20 protein-coding genes and 1 rRNA gene are annotated in these 19,269 nt (G+C 36.3%); 2 read left to right on the forward strand and 19 right to left on the reverse strand.

What is annotated here, in order from left to right; genetic code table 11:
- From nrdR to AC1EJ0_RS06310, 17 genes are all read right to left on the reverse strand, one after another.
- On the reverse strand, positions 1-462 hold the full coding sequence (gene nrdR, locus AC1EJ0_RS06230; RefSeq protein WP_058260143.1) for a transcriptional regulator NrdR: 462 nt from the start codon (positions 460-462) through the stop codon (positions 1-3).
- Between the two features lie 2 nt (positions 463-464).
- Positions 465-1,550, reverse strand: a complete 1,086-nt coding sequence (ftsZ, locus tag AC1EJ0_RS06235; RefSeq protein WP_294796882.1) for a cell division protein FtsZ — start codon at positions 1,548-1,550, stop codon at positions 465-467.
- A gap of 67 nt (positions 1,551-1,617) precedes the next feature.
- A complete protein-coding gene (locus tag AC1EJ0_RS06240) occupies positions 1,618-1,950 on the reverse strand; it encodes a small basic family protein (RefSeq protein WP_058260141.1) in 333 nt (110 codons plus the stop codon).
- Positions 1,947-2,669: a DUF881 domain-containing protein gene (locus tag AC1EJ0_RS06245; RefSeq protein WP_480023654.1), complete on the reverse strand. Its 723-nt coding sequence runs from the start codon at positions 2,667-2,669 to the stop codon at positions 1,947-1,949. Before AC1EJ0_RS06245 ends, AC1EJ0_RS06240 begins: the two co-directional genes overlap by 4 nt.
- Complete coding sequence (locus AC1EJ0_RS06250) at positions 2,666-3,388, reverse strand: DUF881 domain-containing protein (protein WP_480023655.1); 723 nt, start codon at positions 3,386-3,388, stop codon at positions 2,666-2,668. Before AC1EJ0_RS06250 ends, AC1EJ0_RS06245 begins: the two co-directional genes overlap by 4 nt.
- Positions 3,389-4,165, reverse strand: a complete 777-nt coding sequence (locus AC1EJ0_RS06255; RefSeq protein WP_480023656.1) for a cell division protein FtsQ/DivIB — start codon at positions 4,163-4,165, stop codon at positions 3,389-3,391.
- A gap of 10 nt (positions 4,166-4,175) precedes the next feature.
- Positions 4,176-5,276: an undecaprenyldiphospho-muramoylpentapeptide beta-N-acetylglucosaminyltransferase gene (gene murG, locus AC1EJ0_RS06260; protein ID WP_480023657.1), complete on the reverse strand. Its 1,101-nt coding sequence runs from the start codon at positions 5,274-5,276 to the stop codon at positions 4,176-4,178.
- Entirely contained in the window at positions 5,276-6,406 is a 1,131-nt protein-coding gene (locus AC1EJ0_RS06265; RefSeq protein WP_480023658.1) for an FtsW/RodA/SpoVE family cell cycle protein, read from the reverse strand. Before AC1EJ0_RS06265 ends, murG begins: the two co-directional genes overlap by 1 nt.
- Positions 6,407-7,732: a UDP-N-acetylmuramoyl-L-alanine--D-glutamate ligase gene (gene murD, locus AC1EJ0_RS06270; protein WP_480023659.1), complete on the reverse strand. Its 1,326-nt coding sequence runs from the start codon at positions 7,730-7,732 to the stop codon at positions 6,407-6,409.
- Positions 7,733-7,736: 4 nt separating this feature from the next.
- The gene (gene mraY / locus AC1EJ0_RS06275) at positions 7,737-8,711 is read right to left on the reverse strand and encodes a phospho-N-acetylmuramoyl-pentapeptide-transferase (protein ID WP_480023660.1); all 975 of its coding nucleotides are present in this window, start codon (positions 8,709-8,711) and stop codon (positions 7,737-7,739) included.
- Between the two features lies 1 nt (position 8,712).
- Positions 8,713-10,968, reverse strand: a complete 2,256-nt coding sequence (locus tag AC1EJ0_RS06280; protein ID WP_480023661.1) for a peptidoglycan D,D-transpeptidase FtsI family protein — start codon at positions 10,966-10,968, stop codon at positions 8,713-8,715.
- Positions 10,965-11,441, reverse strand: coding sequence for a hypothetical protein (locus AC1EJ0_RS06285; protein WP_480023662.1), 477 nt, complete (start codon positions 11,439-11,441; stop codon positions 10,965-10,967). The genes AC1EJ0_RS06280 and AC1EJ0_RS06285 overlap by 4 nt, the downstream gene beginning before the upstream one ends.
- A 12-nt stretch (positions 11,442-11,453) precedes the next feature.
- A complete protein-coding gene (gene rsmH / locus AC1EJ0_RS06290; protein WP_480023663.1) occupies positions 11,454-12,386 on the reverse strand; it encodes a 16S rRNA (cytosine(1402)-N(4))-methyltransferase RsmH in 933 nt (310 codons plus the stop codon).
- Positions 12,387-12,388: 2 nt separating this feature from the next.
- Positions 12,389-12,811 carry a division/cell wall cluster transcriptional repressor MraZ gene (gene mraZ / locus AC1EJ0_RS06295; protein WP_058260130.1) on the reverse strand — a complete coding sequence of 141 codons (423 nt, stop codon included), beginning with the start codon at positions 12,809-12,811 and terminating at the stop codon, positions 12,389-12,391.
- A gap of 260 nt (positions 12,812-13,071) precedes the next feature.
- Positions 13,072-13,506 (reverse strand): hypothetical protein, encoded by a 435-nt coding sequence (locus tag AC1EJ0_RS06300; RefSeq protein WP_480023664.1) that lies wholly within the window; start codon positions 13,504-13,506, stop codon positions 13,072-13,074.
- Between the two features lie 188 nt (positions 13,507-13,694).
- On the reverse strand, positions 13,695-14,708 hold the full coding sequence (gene holA / locus AC1EJ0_RS06305; RefSeq protein ID WP_480023665.1) for a DNA polymerase III subunit delta: 1,014 nt from the start codon (positions 14,706-14,708) through the stop codon (positions 13,695-13,697).
- The gene (locus AC1EJ0_RS06310; protein ID WP_480023666.1) at positions 14,698-17,085 is read right to left on the reverse strand and encodes a DNA internalization-related competence protein ComEC/Rec2; all 2,388 of its coding nucleotides are present in this window, start codon (positions 17,083-17,085) and stop codon (positions 14,698-14,700) included. Before AC1EJ0_RS06310 ends, holA begins: the two co-directional genes overlap by 11 nt.
- 106 nt (positions 17,086-17,191) lie before the next feature.
- Here AC1EJ0_RS06310 and AC1EJ0_RS06315 point away from each other — a divergent pair, with 106 nt between their 5' ends.
- Together AC1EJ0_RS06315 and AC1EJ0_RS06320 are read left to right on the forward strand one after the other, a co-directional pair.
- Entirely contained in the window at positions 17,192-17,977 is a 786-nt protein-coding gene (locus AC1EJ0_RS06315) for a threonine/serine exporter family protein (RefSeq protein WP_058260119.1), read from the forward strand.
- Positions 17,977-18,459, forward strand: coding sequence for a threonine/serine exporter family protein (locus AC1EJ0_RS06320; protein WP_294985700.1), 483 nt, complete (start codon positions 17,977-17,979; stop codon positions 18,457-18,459). Before AC1EJ0_RS06315 ends, AC1EJ0_RS06320 begins: the two co-directional genes overlap by 1 nt.
- A gap of 223 nt (positions 18,460-18,682) precedes the next feature.
- Here AC1EJ0_RS06320 and AC1EJ0_RS06325 read toward each other — a convergent pair whose 3' ends face one another.
- Both AC1EJ0_RS06325 and rrf read right to left on the reverse strand, forming a co-directional pair.
- The gene (locus tag AC1EJ0_RS06325; RefSeq protein WP_480023667.1) at positions 18,683-19,132 is read right to left on the reverse strand and encodes a GNAT family N-acetyltransferase; all 450 of its coding nucleotides are present in this window, start codon (positions 19,130-19,132) and stop codon (positions 18,683-18,685) included.
- A 60-nt stretch (positions 19,133-19,192) separates the two neighbouring features.
- Positions 19,193-19,269: ribosomal RNA gene (gene rrf / locus AC1EJ0_RS06330) — 5S ribosomal RNA — on the reverse strand; the annotation flags it as partial.

Below are 19,269 nucleotides of genomic sequence, written 5' to 3' on the forward strand. Positions count from 1 at the left end.
CTAATTGTTTTGTTCGTCTATTATCTTTTGGAGCTCTTTCATAAATGATTGAGTATCTTTAAACTCTCTGTATACTGAAGCAAATCTTACATAAGCTACTTGGTCTATCTCCTTAAGGCCTTGCATAATAAGTTCGCCTACTTCGGTAGATGAAACTTCTTTCTTCATCGTGCTCATAAGCTTTTCTTCGACACTATCTGCCAAGCCTTCAATTTGACTTAGGCTAACAGGTCTTTTCTCGCAAGATTTGATTACGCCCTTTAATATCTTACTTCTGTCAAATGTCTCTCTGTCTCCGTTTTTCTTGACAACTATTAAAGGTGTTTCTTCAATTTTTTCATATGTTGTAAATCTTTTTTTACAGCGAAGACACTCTCTACGTCTCCTAATCGCAGTACCCTCATTAGTAGGTCTTGAATCTAGTACTTTTGAATCTTCGTAAGAACAAAAAGGACACTTCATAATTAATTATTCTTTAAAAAATCAGGTACTAATAAAGAATCGTCGAAGCTTGAAGTAGGTTCACTTCTCTTTTCTTCGTACTTTTCTTCTTCTACATCAGAATCCTTATTTGAATCTTTTTTAGCAGGTTTAGATCCATCTTCAAATTCTGTAGCGATAACAGTTATCTTGATAGAATCGCCAAGGCTTTCATCGATACCAGCACCGAAGATGATGTTTGCATCGTCAGCAACTGATTGTCTGATTAAGTCTGCGGCTTCATTTACTTCGAACATACCAAGGTCTGTACCACCTGTGATATTTAATAGAACGGACTTAGATCCTTCTATGGATGTTTCAAGTAGTGGTGACTTGATAGCAAGTTTCGCTGCGTCAGTAGCTCTGTTGTCTCCTTGAGCAAAGCCTATACCCATGTGAGCAATACCCTTTTGTTCCATGATAGTCTTAACGTCAGCAAAGTCTAGGTTGATTAGGTTCGGTACACTGATTAGATCAGATATACCTTGTATACCTTGTTTAAGTACTTCGTCAGCCATAATGAAAGCATCTTTTAATGATGTTTTCTTGTCAGCTATTTGAAGAAGTCTGTCGTTCGGAATAGTTACTAGAGTATCAACTACTTCAAGTAATTGGCTAATTCCTTGAGATGCATTCTTAGCTCTCTTCATACCTTCAAAGCCAAATGGTCTAGTTACAACGCCTACAGTTAGTATGCCTTGTTCCTTTGCTAATTGCGCAATGATAGGTGCAGCACCAGTACCTGTTCCACCGCCCATACCGGCTGTGATAAATACCATGTCAGTGCCTTTAAGCATTTCAGTGATGCCTTCTTTATCTTCAAGAGCTGCTTGTGAACCAACTTCTGGGTTAGCTCCAGCGCCTAAACCTTTTGTAACCTTATCTCCTATTTGAATTTTGTTTTGTGCCTTTGATGATGCAAGTGCTTGTCTATCTGTGTTAACTGCAATAAATTCAACACCCTTTACGCCTGCATCAACCATTCTGTTAACGGCGTTGTTACCTGCTCCGCCAACACCTATAACTTTAATTTTGGCAAATTGGTCAATTTCTACATCAAAATCAATCATTTACGAATCCTCCTTTTATACTAAGTATTTAATTATTTACTCTATTACTTATATTCTACCACAAAATCTACATTTTGTTTAGTATTTTTCTTCTAATTGTCGCAAAATTGTTAAAAATTCTTCCTCCGAAGACGAAAATCGCCGCATAATATAAAGGTATGCTAAGAATATCGCCTAGCCAAGTAAGCAGCGCCGCGATTAAGGAGTTACCAATAAGACCCGATAAAAAAAGCTTATTGTTAAAATTGTTGTCCATGTGTGCGTTAATACCACCAAAAACTGAGTCAATCGCAGCTAGTAGCGCCATGGATATATACAAGGAATAATATGGATTGTAACTATATGGCAGTACATAGCCGATTATTATTCCGATTATTATACCAATGAGTGCAATAATCATTTTTTATCCTCTCCCGTCAATTTTTCTGAATATATAATCTTGTCCTCGTCTATCTTTTTCTTAACAAGAACATTTTCACTTTGCTCTATATCAAGCTTAATTGGGTTTATGGTCTCTAAGATACTAGCAAAAGTACCCGGTGACTTAATCGCTGAATAAAGCTTGTCACTGTTGCCTATCGCCTTTATTACAAATGGCGCTCCCTTAGTTCTTCCGTTGAGCCTAACAACTGGTCCATTGCACTTAACGCCAGTCCTTGAATAAACTCTTAAATCGTTTATGCTGATGGCTTCGGCGCCTGAATCCCTTAAGTCGTTAATTATCCTTAGTAAGTCGCTATCGTGAACCACGTCAGTCCTCTTGACCGGCCTATCGACAGCTTCCTCACTTATGGTAAGTACTATGCCTGGGCCTTCAAGATCAACGTCTCCTGATATCATCTGATAAAATAATTTTTCTTCATTTAAAAATGCTAAAAAATCACTATCGTTCTTGACTAGATTATCCAAAGTCTCAAGCTTTTTCTCTTGCTTGTCGAGCTCTTCATTAATGCTCTTGATTTCTGCTTTTAAATTCTTTACCTTGATGCTTGTCTCTTTCATCTTGTTTATGCTTAAAGGCTCGTAGAATTCTCTGTCTGTCTTTAAGTATAAGCCAAGGAAAATTCCTACAAGTATATAAATTATAACAAGCACAACGCGTTTAATCTTATGCTTCATTCTTGCACGTCATTAGCAGGCTTTGCGTATAGAAAGTCGATGCTCTTTTTGTATCTCGGTATAAGTATATCGTCTCTTACAGTTAAAATGACTTGGTAGTTATAGTTTTGCAGCTCATCTTTAATTCCGCCTTTAAACTCAATAGCCGATTGCATTGTGTCAGCGTCGCCTATAGCCTTTATAACTATGGGCGCAGATGTACTTACTCCGCCAACTTCTATATGTTTACCTGCACTTACTATCTCAGTAAATGATGTGTATCTCTCTTCATTTATAGATATAGCCTCAGCTCCAGCGCTATTTAAAACGCTAATGGCGCTAAGAATTAGATCTATATCGTTTTGTATGCCAAAGCTCACTTCGCCATCGGCAAGTTTTGGTTCATCTATAGTTAGTATGATGCCCTTGCCCTTTAGATCTGTGTAGCCAGCTATCATCTTATATTTTTCAGTTTCTTCGTATAATTTTTTTGCTATCTCATTATTGCTCGAGCCAGGTTTTTCATACTCTCTAAGCTTTTCTTCTGTCTCATCAAGCCTTTGCAATAAGCCGTCTCTCTCTTCTTCTAATGATTTTACTCTTTGAGCAAGCTCTTGCCCCCTCTTTACATTTAGAGGGTTGCCAACAGTTTTCTTCACTGTTTTAAGCTGCATCGTTATCGAAAGACCTATAATTACACTAGCTATGAATAGCAATATTTTTTTCTTATCAATTTTCATCTATTCACCCGTATCTAAAACTACAACAGGCGCCTTGCCCTTATTAAACATAATCATCCTAGGTACTTGTCCTTTTTCCTTAAGCTTAGTCATGGTCGCATTTAAGACCTTCATCTTGTATCTAACGTCCTTAAGCTCACCAAGCTGAACGACAAGGCCGCTCCTATAGTTTAGAGAAACTTCTAAGTCCTGATTCTTCTCTATAGTCTTGATTTCTTTCACTAAATTATTCGCGCTTATCTCAGTTATTAGCTCTTCAAGTGAAGCACCAACCTCAGTATTGTAAAAATTTTCGCCTTGTTCAAGATGAGTCTTGTCAAAATTCTTTATAAGCGGGTAGCCTTCCTTATATGAACTGCTGTTCTCGAGGACAGTGCCTTTCTCGTCTATGTAAATGTATTTTGAGTCGCTAAAAAATTCTGCCGCGATTAATCTTTCCTTAATTTCAATCGTTACAGTATCCTTTGACGATCTACTTAGATGTGCGTCCTCAACATATGGATTCATCTTAATCTTAGCCTTTGCTTCAGTAAGGCTTTGCTTAAGAATGTTCTCACCTATTTCAAGTTCGCTCGCCTTTATTATATCATCAGTAGATAAGTTTTTGTTGCCGCTAACATTTATATGCTTTAGACCAAAGAGCTTTGTATTGAATATAAATAGTATGAACGCAAAAACAATTACAGTGATTACGAAGAATCTCAAAAGACTTCTCCTTCTTTGCCTTTCTCTTTGTATTCTTTTTCTCCTTATATCCTGTTTACTCATTGGTTCCATAATTTCACCTTTAAATAGTTTTAATAATTATATCATATATTTCATCAATTGCATTCTTGACAAATATATTCTTAAGTCCCTTTTGCATAGACTTGTAAATATCTTCATTATGAAGTATATTATTGACCTCATCATATAGTAGCTCTTCGTTAAGGTCCTTTTCAAGTATCATCTTAGCAGCGCCCATATTCTCAAAATAGCGTGCATTGTACTCTTGATGGTTCTCAACTACATAAGCCTTTGGTATGATTATAACTGGCTTGGCTACACATGAAACCTCATTAAGAGTAAGCGCGCCAGCACTTGTGATAACCATGTCAGCATCTATCAAAGCCTTTGGCATGTCATATAGGTACTCGCCTACACGAACATTATTTTTTGTATAATCAATACCGTCTTTGTCGAGCTCTTCCTTAAACCAATTGTATGAATAAGTTCCGCTCACGTGGAAGATGTTGAAGTCCATGTCTTTATAATGTTTCTTAATCATGGCAAGAACATTTTCATTGATGGACTTTTGTCCACCGCTTCCGCCAAATGATAAAACAACTTTTTTGCCATTGTTAAAGTCGTAGTAAGGCTCATGGCTAGCCTTGTCATGAATACCGTCAAACTCTTCTCTAATCGGTATGCCAACTATATCCGTAATATCTTCTCTCTTAAGAAGCTTCTTTGTATTTTCATTAGTAACTAATATCCTAGTTGCTCTTTTCTTTAAAAGCCTTGTAGTTATACCCGCATGAACATTTAGCTCGAAGATCATCGACTTGATTTTTTTCTTTTGAGCCGCATAAACAAGTGGGCCTGAAACGTAGCCACCTGTTCCTATTACTAGATCAGGCTTAAAGTCTTTGATTATCTTTTTGCACTCGTCAAGCGATTTAAAAAGTAGTCTCAAAAACTTAAAAGCATCCTTCGGGTTCTTCTTTGGTATTTTAACTATGTCTATGCCTTTAAACTCGATATCTTCTTTGGCAACAAGCCTTTCCTCAAGACTTCCATTCCTGCCGACGTATATAACTTCGTGATTATTTTCAATCAATTTCTTTGCTATGGTCATGGCTGGGTATATATGCCCACCAGTGCCACCACCAGTTACGATAAATCGCATTATTTCACCTCTGAATTTGCACTCTTAGATATATTTAACAGTACCGCTGTTAGTATCATGTAAATGATTAAGGATGTACCACCATAACTAATGAACGGCAGTGTGATTCCTTTCGAAGGAACCAAGTTTACTGATACTGCTGCATTGATCCAAAATTGTATAGCTATCAAGGAGCTGATGCCACTTGCTAGCATAAGACCATATCTATCCTTCGCCCTAGCAGCTGTTAAGTATCCTTTTATAATTATAACAGAAAATAGGGCAACAATGCAAATCATTCCTAAAAATCCTAATTCTTCTCCGCATACAGCGAGTATATAGTCATTATACACTTCTGGTATATAGAAAAACTTTTGAGTGCTGTGACCAATGCCTACGCCCGATAGACCGCCATTGGCATAAGCAAATAAGCTTTGCGCTGGCTGCCAACCTGTGTCTCTGATGTTTTTAATTGGGTCTTTATAGGCAAAGAACCTGTTTCTTCTATATTCATTTCTATATATGGCTAGGTATATGCCAAGTATTGCAGCTCCAATGGCTGGCGGTATCACAGTTAGTGGCGCGCCTCCGATGAAGTACATGATTGATAGTGCTCCAGCAACTGTAACAGCTGTACCTAAGTCCTTTTGTATGTATATTAAAAATGTGAAGAAAAGTATAATAGCTGCAGGAACTAAAACAATGTTTTGAAAATTTCTCCTGCGCAAATTAATTTTGCTCATGTATGAGGCCATGCAGAAAACTGCCGCAACCTTGATTATATCAGACGGCATGAATGAAAAGCCGCCAACATTTATCCATCTTCTTGAGCCTTTACCGAAGTCTGTTCCTAATGAAGTAAACTTTAGTAATAAAACCAAGACGATGCTCGATACAATCATAAGGCCTATGAAAAATTTCGAATCATACTTTTTATAATCGATTTTGTATGCAAATAAAGACAGTATCGCCCCTGCTAATACAAAGACTAAGTGCCTTGTAAGGAAGTATACGCCGCCATATTTACCCCCTTCAAGCCTGTAGCTATAAGGATAAGAGCTCGTATACACAAGTATGATGCCTAAAATTATTAGGCATACTACAGATATTAAGATGTGATAATCAGGTGCATTACTTTTACTCTTGTTCATTTACTTCAACTCATTTACTAATTTTTTAAATTCAAGTCCGCGTTCTTTATAGTTTTTGTATATTCCCCAGCTCGCGCATAATGGTGATAGTAAGACTACATCGCCTTTTTGCGCATCTAATTTAGCTGCTTTTACTGCTTCACTCATATTGTTAACAATAGTTATATTTTCATAACCAATATTGGTGAAGGCTTCTTTAATTTTATCTTTTGTTTGTCCAAATAGTATTAGGCTCCTAATTTTGTTCTTTGTCTTAGATGCAAAGTCCTCGAACGGTATGTTCTTGTCATAGCCGCCCGCTATAAGCACTATGCTTCTATCAAAGGCTTCAACCGCTTTAAGCGACGCATCTGGATTAGTTCCCTTGGAGTCATTGTAGTAGTCAACCCCATCAAGCTCCCTAACGAACTCAATCCTATGTTCAACACCCTTAAAAGCTTTTATCTCTTTAACTATATTTTCTCTTTTTACGCCAAAAACTTCTAATGCAAGTGTCGCTGCCATGAGATTTTCATAATTATGGCGACCCTTTATAAATATATCGTCCTTATTAATCACTACTTCGCCCTCTTTATCAACGATGTTTGGAGCGATGTAGCTCATGTCCTTTAGCTCTTTTTCTTTTGAAGTGAAATATAGTATATTTGTGTCTTGATCAACTTTATTTAAGGCAATATCGTCATAATTAAGTATCAAATATGAAGATTTGTCCATATTTTGATAAATTTTCTTCTTTGCCTCTTCATATGCCTTGAACGAGCCGTGCCAATCCAAGTGGTCTGGTGTTATGTTTAGTATGATGGCGATGTTCGGCTTAAAATCTTTTGTGTACTCTAATTGGAAGCTTGATGCTTCAATCACGTGTGTATCGTAGTTCGCCGCTTCAAGTAGAGGCGAAACGCCGATGTTACCAATGACATTGACATTGTAGCCAAGGTCTTTAAGCACTTCGCCGATAAAAGTAGTTGTAGTTGTCTTTCCATTAGTTCCGGTGATAACTATAAATTTATGATCTTTAAAATCTCTATACAAGATTTCTATGTCAGAGACTATCTCGACATTTTTGTCTACAAGGTAGCGAATTATATCTGATGAAGGCTTTATTCCAGGGCTCTTTAATACAAAAGCGAAATCGATTGCATCAAGCTCAGTCCTTGTTAAAAACTTTACATCATCAAGGTTTTCATTTGCTCTGTCCTTTAAGATTTGATCCATATTGTCATCGTAGACATAAACATTAGCCCCTTTACTTATAAAATATAAAGAAGCTCCGTAACCAGATATTCCATATCCTAAAATTAGAATATTTTTGTCCTTGTAGTCCATAATATCACCTCAAAAATATTACTAGCGATGCAGCGCATAAGATGAGTGTCCATGCGCAAAACATCACGACAACCTTAGTCTCTTTCATGCCTTTCATCTCAAAGTGATGGTGAAGTGGGCTCATAAGAAAAACTCTTTTGCCTGTCTTTTTAAATACTGCTACTTGTATAATTACTGAAAGCGTTTCCATAATCAATACAAGTGCATATATAATCATATAGAAGTGCAGCCCCAATAGTATTGTGATTATAGCTAGGACGCCTCCTAAGAATAATGATCCAGTGTCTCCCATAAATATTTGTGCTGGGTACTTATTAAAGATTAAAAAGCCAAGTAGCGATGCAAACATAATTATCGAGTAAGCATAAGTAGTCATGTTTGAGATCTTTAATGAGTATATCGCAAGTGTGAGTAATATGATAGACATAACGCCTGTTGCAAGGCCATCAAGTCCATCAGTTAAGTTGACTGCGTTAGTACTTGCTACTAATATAAAGAAGTTAAGTAAGATTACCCACTTACCTAAATCCACTTCTTTATAGAATGGTATATAGACCATAGTACCCGCAAGTTTATATGCGAAGTATGCTATAAGAGCTGAGAAAAGCATTTGCAAAACTAATTTTTGATAAGCTCTTAAACCTAAATTTCTATGTTTAAAAAATTTAATATAGTCGTCTAAAAAGCCTACTAAGCCAAAGGCAGTGCTGCCTAGGGCTAATAAGATGATTTCGTTTGTAAAGACAAAACCTGCTAGGCTCGATACAAGTACTGCAATTAATGAACTTATTATGAATAGTACGCCACCCATAGTAGGTGTGCCGGCCTTTTTTAAGTGAGACTTAGGTCCTTCTTGCCTAATATTTTGTCCAAGCTTGTACTTTCTAAGCTTAGGTATAATTATCTTTGCAAGTAAACATACTAAAGCAAAGCTTAGTAATATAATGATTACGCTATATGCACTTATGTTTTTAAACATCTTAGTCCCCCAATTTTAACTCTACTATAGAATTTTTCTTCACTTCTTTGTCCGGCTCAGGTCTTTGCTCTTTAACAAGGCCATCACCCTCAATTTTTAGCTTAAGTCCAACTTTTTCAGCAAGACCAAAGGCTTCGTCTCTAGTCATGCCCTTAAAGTCAGGCGTTAGTATGATGTCATCCTTCTTCGCTTCAACGTCAAGCGTTATAACCGTGCCCTTATCAACAAAGACGCCAGGATTAATGCTTTGCGAAATGATTAAAGACTCATCTGTATACTCTGTATATTTAGTGTCAAAGCTTAAAGATAGGTCCGCAAGCTCAAGTCCTGCCTCGCCCATAGTTTTGTTCTTTAAGTCTGGCACTTGTACCTTTTCATTTTGTACTTCACTAACCGCACTTGCTGGCGGTATCTTGTAGTAGTCGATTATGAATTTTGCTACGTCTTGGAAAATAGGTGCCGCTACCAAAGATCCATATGCTACACCGCTTCTTGGCTCATCGACAATTGCTAAAACAACAAATTCCGGCTTATCAATTGGAAATGCTCCGACGAAGGAAGATATATAAGCGTTCTTCTTGTACTTGCCGTCAACAATTTTTTGTGCTGTACCAGTCTTACCGCCTATTCTGTAGCCATCTATCCTTGATCTTTTGATGTAACCATCTCTAACAACGCTTTCAAGAAGCTTCTTCATGTGCTCACTTGTTTCTTCTGAAATAACTCTTCTTCTGACAACGCTCTTTGGCGTGTCAACAACGTTGCCAAAGTCATCAACAGTTTTTAAAACTAATTTTGGTTTATAAAGCGTTCCGCCATTAACAACCGCGCATATTGCGTTCGCCATCTGTATAGGTGTAACTGCAAGTCCATGACCATAAGACATAGTCGCAAGTTCAACTGGACCTATAGCGTTAATATTTGTCGGAAGTATACCTAAACTTTCGCCTGGCAAATCGACTCCACTCTTTTCGCCAAAGCCAAAGGCTTTAGCATATCTAAGTATATCGTTTTTACCTAAGATATTACCTATTTGAACGAAGGCAACGTTACATGAGTTGTTAAGTGCCTTAGAGATGTCTTGAGTGCCGTGAGCAGTGTGATCTGCGCATGATAAGGTTCTTCCATAAACATCAATTGAGCCTGAGCATGAAAAGCTCATATTGTCATTAAGCTTGCCCTCCTCAAGTCCTGCTGCTAAGTTAATTACCTTGTATACGGAACCGGGCTCGTATGAGTCACTGATGGCATTATTACGCCACTTATCAAAGAGGATTTGGTTTCTGTCTTCATCACTTGCTTCGTCCCAAACGTTCTCATCAACATCATCTGGCTTCTTTCTCGGCTCATTTAGATTGTATCTACCGGTATTTGCTAGAGCAAGTATCGATGAGTCGCGTGGATCCATAACTATGATGGATACTGACTCAGCATTTTGTTTTTCTCTTGCTTCATCCGCTATCTTTTCGACTTCTCTTTGAAGTTTTTCATCTATAGTCAAAACTACGTTGACACTTTTTTTGCCTTCAATAATTCTTTCTTCTTGATTAGGAAGCGCATTAACCATATTGGCTTCAAGCTGTTGAACCTTTTTTGATTCTCTTCCTTCAAGTGCTTCATTTAGCTTAACTTCAAGACCATTGATACCGACGTTGTCAATATTGTTAAAGCCTATGAGCTGAGATGCAAGGTCATTGAATGGATAGTATCTCTTTGCCTTCTCTTCTACTTCAAGTACTGTTCTGAACTTAACTTTGCCCATCTCTTCCTTGAATTTTTTGTAATCATCAAGCTCCATCTCTTCAACTACTCTGATTCTGCTCTCATATGTAATCTTGTCGTAGACGTCTCTTGAGTCTTCCCCAGTCATTTCAGCTATCTTTGAAGCGACCTCTTCAGCTATCTCTTTGTATTTTTTTTCTCTTTTATATCTAGCTTCTTCCTTTTCATTTTCCTCTTCTTTGAATGGAACGCTCCAGAAAGTCACTATGTTTTTGTTAACTGCTAAGGGCTTGTTGTTCCTGTCGTATATAAAACCTCTTTGATTACCAAGGCTGACCGCCTTAGTCCATTGGCCTACAGCGTACTCCTTATAGCCTTTTGCATCCAATATTTGAACTTTAAATAGCTGTACTAAAAATAATGCAATTATAAATCCAAAAAAAGCCAGAACAACCAAAATCCTATTGTACTTGTTAGGAATTTTAGATTTGCCTGTCTTTTTCTTTCTATGTCTATCGCTTGTCGGCGTTTTCATTTTCTTTCACTTTCTTCTATACTTTGGTCAATGTCTGAATCAAGACTAACAATAACTTTATCGTCAATCTCTCTTTCTTCTTTACTGTTTGTGTTTATATTTAGTATTTGCGCTTCATTAGGGTAGATCATTCCAAGCTTAGTCCTAGCTTCGAACTCAATCGCACCAGCATTCTTAAGACTTTCAAGCTTTGCAGTCTCGTCTATAAGAGTAGTCTTAAGCCTATTGATCTCAGCGTTGCTATGGTTAATGGAGTTTTGCACTCTAGTGATTCTGTCAGCACAAAAAACAAGCATAGTAAATACAAGACCGATGGCTATAGCGCACAAAACAGTTCTCACGAAGAAAACATTAACGACTCTCTCCTTTGCTTTGGCTTTATGCTTAACGTTCTTTTTTACAAGTGGTTTGCTTACTGTCCTTTCTTGCGAATAAACTGGACTATCATATAATTTTCTCGCTGCAGATGACATAGTGTACCTCCCCTATACTCTTTGAGCTATCCTAAGCTTAGCGCTTTCGCTTCTCGGATTAGCTTTTAATTCTTCTTCGCTTGCTACAAGTGGCTTATTGTTCACAAGCTTTAACTTTCTCTTGTGATTGCATGTGCAGATAATGCTCTCTGGTGGGCAAATGCAATCAAGTGTGTTAAATTTAAATATATCTTTTACGATTTTGTCTTCCATCGAATGAAATGTTATTACCGCTATCCTTCCATCTGGGTTTAAAATGTCGATAGCGTCTTGCAAGGCAGCGTTTAATGCGCCAAGCTCATCATTTACCTCTATCCTTAAGGCTTGAAAAGTCTTTTTAGATGGATGTTTGTTCTCCCTCGCCTTTTTTGGTATTGCCCTCTTAATTACGTCAGTCAGTTCAAATGTAGTCTCTATCGGTTTTTCTGCCCTATATTCACAGATAAATTCAGCTATCCGTCTAGCCCATCTCTCTTGCGAATATTTATAAATTACTTCTTCTAATTCTTCCTTAGTATATGTATTAACGATGTCGTAAGCAGATTTGCCGCTCTCTTGGTCCATGCGCATATCAAGCTTCGCGTCCATCCTGTATGAAAAGCCTCTATCCTTGTTGTCAAGCTGATAAGACGATACGCCTATATCAAGAAGTATGCCATCTAAGTGATCAACGCCTAAATTTTGGCAAATGGCTTTGACATTTCTATAGTTGTCGTGAACTAATTTAAAATTGCCGCCAACGCTTGATAGAACTTCGTTTGCTTTATTAAGAGCTTCTCTGTCCCTATCGACACCTATTAGTAGGCCGTCTTCATTAAGTTTCTTAAGAATCTCTTGCGAGTGGCCCGCTCCGCCAATGGTACCGTCTAGGTAGATGCCATTTGGCTTTATGTCGAGTCCGTCTATCACTTCAGAAAGCATGATAGGTATGTGCTTAAACTCCATAACTAATCTCTCTTTATGTTATTTGCAAGCTCTTCAAGAGGTGCAACAGTTGCTTTGTAGTTCTTATAAACTTCTGTATCCCAAATTTCAATTCTCTTTCTAACGCCAATTATGTAAACGTCGCCCTTTATATCCATCATATCTCTAAGCATCTCAGGCAGCATAACACGGCCGTTCTTGTCCATGTTAGCTTCGTTCATGTAAAGGAACATCTCACGTTCAAATTTTCTGTTTTCTAGAACAGTATCAGGTAAATCATCGAATTGCTCAAGCTTTTTCTCATAAGTTTCACGGTTATAAATGTAGATACATCTGTCGTATCCCCTAGTAATTATGAAGTCTTTACCAAGTTCATCACGCATTTTAGAGGGTATGATAACCCTCCCGTTTGAATCAATACTATGTTTAAATAAACCCATGAACATTGATAACACCTTCTTAATGCTATTCTAAACATTAATAACCATTTCGAACCATTTCTAGCTTCTTTACAACCATTTTAAACCATTTTCATACATTTTACTAGTAATATTACAATCATGTTACACAAATGTCTAAAAAATACTACTTTAGTAGTATTTTTTGAGCTATTAAAAATATTGCAAAAGAAAAATGACTAGCTTTTACACTAGTCATTAATATCTATGGGCTTATTAACTTTTATATATATTAAATTTATTTGATGCTAAATTGCTTCCTTAAGTAATAAGAAATTAAGTTTAGCACTTTCATTTAATAATTCAACTTTAAATTCATTTTTAAAGACTCTAATTACATCCTCGCCATTAAATTTAGAAAGTTTTGCTTTTCCAATCTTTCTACCAGCATCATTAAGTAGTAATACTTCTTTTGTATCACTGTACTCATCTTCAGCTCTTTCCGTTTCTATTATCCTTGATGCTATATTAAACTTAATTATCTTATCATCAATCTTAATAGCATCGGTATTAGACATGACTTTGTCAGCTTTTAAAAATAAAGTATCTGGATTGAAGTATTGATCATACACAAAAACTCTATATGCAAATGCTAGTGAAACTATAATTAATACTATCAAAAAAATCTTATCGTTAAGTCTTTTTTCATGGCTTTCCCAAGCCGCATTGTTCTTTTCTTTCATTTAATACTCACTCCTTATCATTCTTTCTATTTTAATACTATACTTAATTTAAGTATATACCTTAAATTTATTAATGTCAAATGATTTCGTACTTTTTTATAGTAAATTTATAAAATTCTATATATAATGTCTTTACTATAGAGAAGGCTTATAAAAAAAGAGAGCCTAAGCCCTCTTTATAAAACAGTTTATTCTGTCATCTTATATATTAAATTTTTTATCATCATAGTACTATCTTTGCTTGTGTTTTTCAAACTTATGTCTAAATCTTTAAGCTCGTTCATAAACTTCAGCAAAAACTTATAATCATATGAATACGCTAGGCTTGATAGCTTTTTGTACTCGTATGGTGATATCTTCAAGAGATCTTTTTTCTCTACTTCGCTTTTTTTCTCTATATCGCAAATTTTTAGTTCTAAAAGAAGTCTAAGATTTCTAAATATCATATACGATGTCTTTATATCTGCTTCGCCATTTGCAAGAAGCTTCTCATACTCATTTAGTGCCGCCTTTGTATTTTTCTTATTTATCGCGTCTATCATGGCAAAGATATTGTCAATGGTATTTTCCTTAACAACTTTTTCTATTGCACCTCGAGTGAGTCTGCCCTTACCTATGTAGCTTGAAAGCTTCTCAACTTCTGATTCAAGGCTATACATATTAACGCTCTCGTCGCTATAAAAGCCGAGTCTATCGATCAAAAATCTTGCTTCAGCAAAGCCCGCTTCTACGCCCAGCTCGTTAAATTTGCGCGCCGTCCACTTGACAAGGTCCTCTATCTTTTCCTTGTCAAAGCTCACTATGTGGTCATTTTTCTTGAAGTGCTTGTAAAATTTAAGCGTCTTTTTTATACTATCGTCCTCATCCATAAATATGATTATGCTCGTCTCTGGCATTTTCCCAAGCTCCCCAAGTAAGTCGTCATCGTTAAGCGCTTTGATACTCTCATTTGCTTTTCTTACAACTGTGATTTTTTTCTCAGCCATAAGAGGAAGCATAGTGATATTACTTTTAATATCTTTAATCAAATTCTCTGAGTACTTGAGATCTGCAAGGTTCATAAGCTTTTGATTGCTGTCAAGATAAGTATTTATCAGCGCGTCCAAGGTCTTGTCCATGAGGTAGCACTCTATGCCCTTGAAAAGATAAGCGCCGCTTACATTATTCATTTTTACTTCATTTAAAAAATTTCTATAGTTCATTAATCATGTCTCCATACTTTTTGTAGTCATCAATGACTATACTTATTATATAGGAAAATATTATAGATAGCAAGGTCAATAAGAAAATGTATTTTTTCATATAATCAAGGTACTTGTAATATTCCTTATAAAATGTTTCTATCTCGTAGCTGCCATCTTTGAAGATAACGCTGATCATGCCTTGCTTATCGGTTCTGTAAAAGTTCGCGCCAATGGCTTTGAAGTTTTCAAGCGTTTGCTCATGTGGATGACCATAGGAGTTATTCAGTCCTTGCGAGCTGATTGCGTCTTTTGGCCTAGTCTTTTCAAGGAAATTCATAGAAGAACTTGTTTTCGAGCCGTGATGAGCGACTTTTAAGATATCAATCTTATCTACTTTGTCAATATAATAATCTTCAGCTTCTCTCTCGATGTCGCCTGTAAAGAGGACTTTTGTGCCATTTGTATCTAGCTCAAATACAAGTGAGCTGTTGTTGCTATTTAAACTTACATCTCTATGGATAATCTTGATGTAATTCCCTTTGCCAAGATCAATGCCATTAACAACATCTGGGTCGATGTAATTAATTCCCCTATCAATAATTTTCGCCTTAATATATGACGGAGCTATGTCTTTGTAAAAACAGATGTTCTTAATATCAAATTCATAAAGTAGATAATCAAGGTTGCCTGCGTGGTCGCTGTCAAAGTGCGAGATAAACACTATGTCAAGGCTATCGGCCCCGGCGTTCTTAAGGACTTCTCTAAGCGTCCTATCATATGAAAGAGACGAGCCCATGATGTCACCGCCAGTATCAACCAGAATTTTCTTCTTATTTATATCTAAAAGCATTGCCTCCTCTTGACCTATACTAATCATATTGAGCGTGTCGTAATGCTTTTGACTAGTGATATATATGAAGCTAGATGCAAATGTGACCGCAGCCATCGCCATAAGCATGAATTTAACAAGCCTTGTCTTCATATAGCTAAAATTGTTCGCAAAGTAAAAGGCAACGAGCAAGGTGAAATACGCGATGATAAGCGCATCTTGATTGTAGAGCGAAACTTTTAAAATATCTACACTTGAGATGAAATATAAAATTTTGTAAAGGCCGCTGAGAATGTAATCTACTAGCATAAACAAGATCGCGACTTTGCTTATTATGAGCGAAAGTAAAAGTATTACGAAGCTTACTGTGATTATGGCTGAGTATATCGGAAGCAAAATCAGGTTTGTTAGTAGCGAAATAAAATTAAACTCATGAAATGTATATAGCTGAATTGGCGCTAAAATTAGGTTGATAGCAAGAACAAAAAGCAGTGCCTCCTGCGTTTTATTCTTCTTGTCGCCAAGCTTTTTAAGTCTCCTAAAAAGTATTTCTATCGCATAGGCCGCTCCATAAGAAAGGTGAAGCGATACTGAAAATACATAGTATGGATTAATTAAAAGCGTTATAATTAGCGCTATGGAGATGATTTCAATGCGCTCTATGTTTATGTCGTAGACAAAGGCTAGGTCAAGCGCGATAAATAGTATCATCGCTCTTAAAAATGATACAGGGTAATTAATCACTGTGCCATAAATAAGTAGAAAGATTATGCATATGGCGCTCGCCCTTCTCTTAGATAAGCCAAGTCCCACGAGTATAAAAATTATTGCAAAGCTAATAAGCGAGACATGTAGACCCGAAACCGCAAGCAAGTGGCCGAGCCCAACTGATCTATATGTACTCAGCTCATCTTCATCCAGGTAATTTGTGTTTGACATGAATATCGCCTTAAGGAAGTTAGCGTTACTCATCCTCATAGTATTTTTTGTGAGCGCATCAAGCTTTTTCTCAAAAGCAAGATTCATTTTCTCCGCAAAAGACATCTTCCAAGAGATTTTTTCGAAGTCCTTAAACTTTATCTTGTACTTAACGTTCTTCGTTAAATAATACATCTTCTCGTTGAAAAGATTTGGATTGGCATTTATCCTTATATCTTCTAGCTTAGCGCTTACTTTAATCGTATCATAATTATTTAAAGGCTCTCTGCCATTGTAATACGCTTTGAGCTTTTCGTTAAATACATTGCCATTAACGTTTTTGACAGAGGCTAAAAATGTAGAATATCCTTCGTATTCCTTGATATTTTCGACTCTTAATATGTATTCTTTTTCTTCATTTTTATAATTTTTAAAGACGCTTTGTCTCCTGTAATTCGTATAAATAGCTGTCGCGAAAAATATTGTCACAGACAAAAGCAAATAAAGCCTAAGGCGTTTCTTGCTAAAAAGACCTATACCCAAAAGGATGCCCAGGCTTAATAATATGTAGCTATTGATATTGAAATAATAGGTGTAGATGGCTGCCAAGGCCATAATACACGCAATAAATGAATATTTTCTTCTCATAATAATCCTATATAAAATTATATCACTTATGTGTAATTATTAAAAGAATTTACAGAAAATAAGTGACTTTTTCACAAAAATATATTATAATATATTTGGTGATACTATGGAAAATATTACAGACGCTTACATGGAGCGTAGAAAAATTTATAACATCGCCCTAAAAACTGCGGAGCTACTCATTAAGAATGGCTCGGAAATTTCGAGGGCAAATGATACAGTTAAGAGGATACTAGCAAGTCATGGCTACTTCGACATACCCTTATTTCTCTCGCCTACAGTTATAATCATAGGTGATAACAGCGATAATTCGTCCTTCTATCTTGTGAAGAACATCGAGACTAGAGGCAATAACATCGGCAGGGTCAATATGATTAACGCTTTCTCGAGAGAATTTTGTGCGAAGAATATAGCTATAGATGACGCTATGCAAAAGCTTGAAGAGATTGAAAAGAAAAGTGAATATAGCTTTATGATGATACTTGTGATGGCCTGCATCGGCTGTGCGGTCTTCACGCTAATGCTTGGAGGCAGTTTCAGTGACTTTGCCTGCTCGATATTTACATCGGCATGTGGCTTTGTTGTAAACGAGTATATACTAAAGCTATCGAAAACACCTTTCTTAGGTAATTTCGTGTCCTCGCTTGTTGCAACACTTGCAGCAGTTTTACTAGTTAAGCTAAATCTGGGACATAACTTAAACATGATAGTTGTTGGCTCGATACTACCACTAGTGCCGGGAGTTGCCTTTACATCAGGAATTAGAGACTTCTTAAGTGGCGACCTAATCGCAGGTACTGCAAGAAGCTTCGAAGCCATATTCGTAGCAGTTGCCATAGCCTTCGGCGTTGGTAGTGTACTTATGCTTGTTTCGCTAATGGGGTGGATATAATGAACTATGTAATAAAACAATTCTTACTTGCGAGCGTTTCGTGCGCAACTATATCCGTCTTATTTAATATACAAAAGAAGAATATATTCTTATGCGCAATCAATGGTGCAATTTGTTGGACTTTATATATGGTCTTGACAGAAAATAACTTCAGCTATATATTTTCGTCGCTACTATGTGCTCTATTGTGCGGTATACTTGGAGAATTCTTCGCAAGATGGCAAAAAACACCAGTCAATTGCTACTTCATTATAGGCGTCATACCACTAGTACCAGGACTTAAGATATATCAATCGATGAACTACTTCATCACTGACAATCTTGAAATGGGCGCAACAGAAGCAGTACAGTCTTTATTCATGGCAATTGCCATAGCCGTGGGACTTATGATAGCATCATCGGTAAGTAAGATATTTAGAAATGTAAAAACACAAAAAGAATTAAAGAGACTTAAAAAAATATATAAAGAAAAAAATCAATAGAATAAAGCATAAATATAGCCATCCGCATAATGGATGGCTAATTTTTTTATCTTAACTTTTATGAGACCATTCAATTAAGTCTCTCTATAAAATAAAATATACATTTAAACACATTATATATACTTAAATTTAAAAATTCAATTATTAATAACTATTCTATTATTAATATAAGTATTTATTTATTAGCGCCTCTTAAAAGTCTTTTCTCTAATCATAAGATTGACTAAAATGTATTTAAATCAAATCTATAAATATTTACATCAGTATAACCCTGTCTGCGTAAATCATGGCCTTGAGGAACTTCTTTTACTTCGATTAGATCTCCGCCAAGAAGCTCACAAGTGCGATACGACGGAATGTTATCTGGTTTACATGTAATTATTAAATAATCCATCTCGTGCATTTTAGCTAAATTGAATAATAGCTTACACGCCTTCATCGCATAATGATGTCCTCTGTACGGCTCGTCAACAACGTAACCGATGTTACCACCAATGTATGTATTTGAATTGTGACCAATTCGTAAATCGCATACACCAACTTTAGTTCCATCTAATAGACAAATGTCGAAGTAGTAAGCAGGTAGCCACTCCTTCTCAGGCTGCGCATCACAAGTTTTTCTAAGTTTTAAGTATATTTCATTATCTTTTAAATTTTCTGTATTGTAAAACATTTTATTTTCCTTTCTTTTTATATAAAAAAACAGACAGCATATAATGCTATCTGTTTTGCTAAGTGGCGGCTACCTATTATCCCAGGTCGTCTCCAACCAAGTACCTTCAGCGTTAAGAGCCTTAACTTCCGTGTTCG

Source organism: Fenollaria sp. C0166D3 (assembly GCF_056590255.1).

Excerpts from the sequence above, each read along its gene's own strand:
- murG (WP_480023657.1), bottom strand. The coding sequence starts at position 5,276 with ATGCGATTTATCGTAACTGGTGGTGGCACTGGTGGGCATATATACCCA.
- AC1EJ0_RS06310 (WP_480023666.1), bottom strand. The coding sequence starts at position 17,085 with ATGAGAAGAAAATATTCATTTATTGCGTGTATTATGGCCTTGGCAGCC.
- ftsZ (WP_294796882.1), bottom strand. The coding sequence starts at position 1,550 with ATGATTGATTTTGATGTAGAAATTGACCAATTTGCCAAAATTAAAGTT.
- rsmH (WP_480023663.1), bottom strand. The coding sequence starts at position 12,386 with ATGGAGTTTAAGCACATACCTATCATGCTTTCTGAAGTGATAGACGGA.
- holA (WP_480023665.1), bottom strand. The coding sequence starts at position 14,708 with ATGAACTATAGAAATTTTTTAAATGAAGTAAAAATGAATAATGTAAGC.
- AC1EJ0_RS06255 (WP_480023656.1), bottom strand. The coding sequence starts at position 4,165 with ATGGAACCAATGAGTAAACAGGATATAAGGAGAAAAAGAATACAAAGA.
- AC1EJ0_RS06265 (WP_480023658.1), bottom strand. The coding sequence starts at position 6,406 with ATGAACAAGAGTAAAAGTAATGCACCTGATTATCACATCTTAATATCT.
- AC1EJ0_RS06285 (WP_480023662.1), bottom strand. The coding sequence starts at position 11,441 with ATGTCATCTGCAGCGAGAAAATTATATGATAGTCCAGTTTATTCGCAA.
- AC1EJ0_RS06250 (WP_480023655.1), bottom strand. The coding sequence starts at position 3,388 with ATGAAAATTGATAAGAAAAAAATATTGCTATTCATAGCTAGTGTAATT.
- mraZ (WP_058260130.1), bottom strand. The coding sequence starts at position 12,811 with ATGTTCATGGGTTTATTTAAACATAGTATTGATTCAAACGGGAGGGTT.
- AC1EJ0_RS06300 (WP_480023664.1), bottom strand. The coding sequence starts at position 13,506 with ATGAAAGAAAAGAACAATGCGGCTTGGGAAAGCCATGAAAAAAGACTT.
- nrdR (WP_058260143.1), bottom strand. The coding sequence starts at position 462 with ATGAAGTGTCCTTTTTGTTCTTACGAAGATTCAAAAGTACTAGATTCA.
- mraY (WP_480023660.1), bottom strand. The coding sequence starts at position 8,711 with ATGTTTAAAAACATAAGTGCATATAGCGTAATCATTATATTACTAAGC.
- AC1EJ0_RS06280 (WP_480023661.1), bottom strand. The coding sequence starts at position 10,968 with ATGAAAACGCCGACAAGCGATAGACATAGAAAGAAAAAGACAGGCAAA.
- AC1EJ0_RS06315 (WP_058260119.1), top strand. The coding sequence starts at position 17,192 with ATGGAAAATATTACAGACGCTTACATGGAGCGTAGAAAAATTTATAAC.
- murD (WP_480023659.1), bottom strand. The coding sequence starts at position 7,732 with ATGGACTACAAGGACAAAAATATTCTAATTTTAGGATATGGAATATCT.
- AC1EJ0_RS06240 (WP_058260141.1), bottom strand. The coding sequence starts at position 1,950 with ATGATTATTGCACTCATTGGTATAATAATCGGAATAATAATCGGCTAT.
- AC1EJ0_RS06320 (WP_294985700.1), top strand. The coding sequence starts at position 17,977 with ATGAACTATGTAATAAAACAATTCTTACTTGCGAGCGTTTCGTGCGCA.
- AC1EJ0_RS06245 (WP_480023654.1), bottom strand. The coding sequence starts at position 2,669 with ATGAAGCATAAGATTAAACGCGTTGTGCTTGTTATAATTTATATACTT.
- AC1EJ0_RS06325 (WP_480023667.1), bottom strand. The coding sequence starts at position 19,132 with ATGTTTTACAATACAGAAAATTTAAAAGATAATGAAATATACTTAAAA.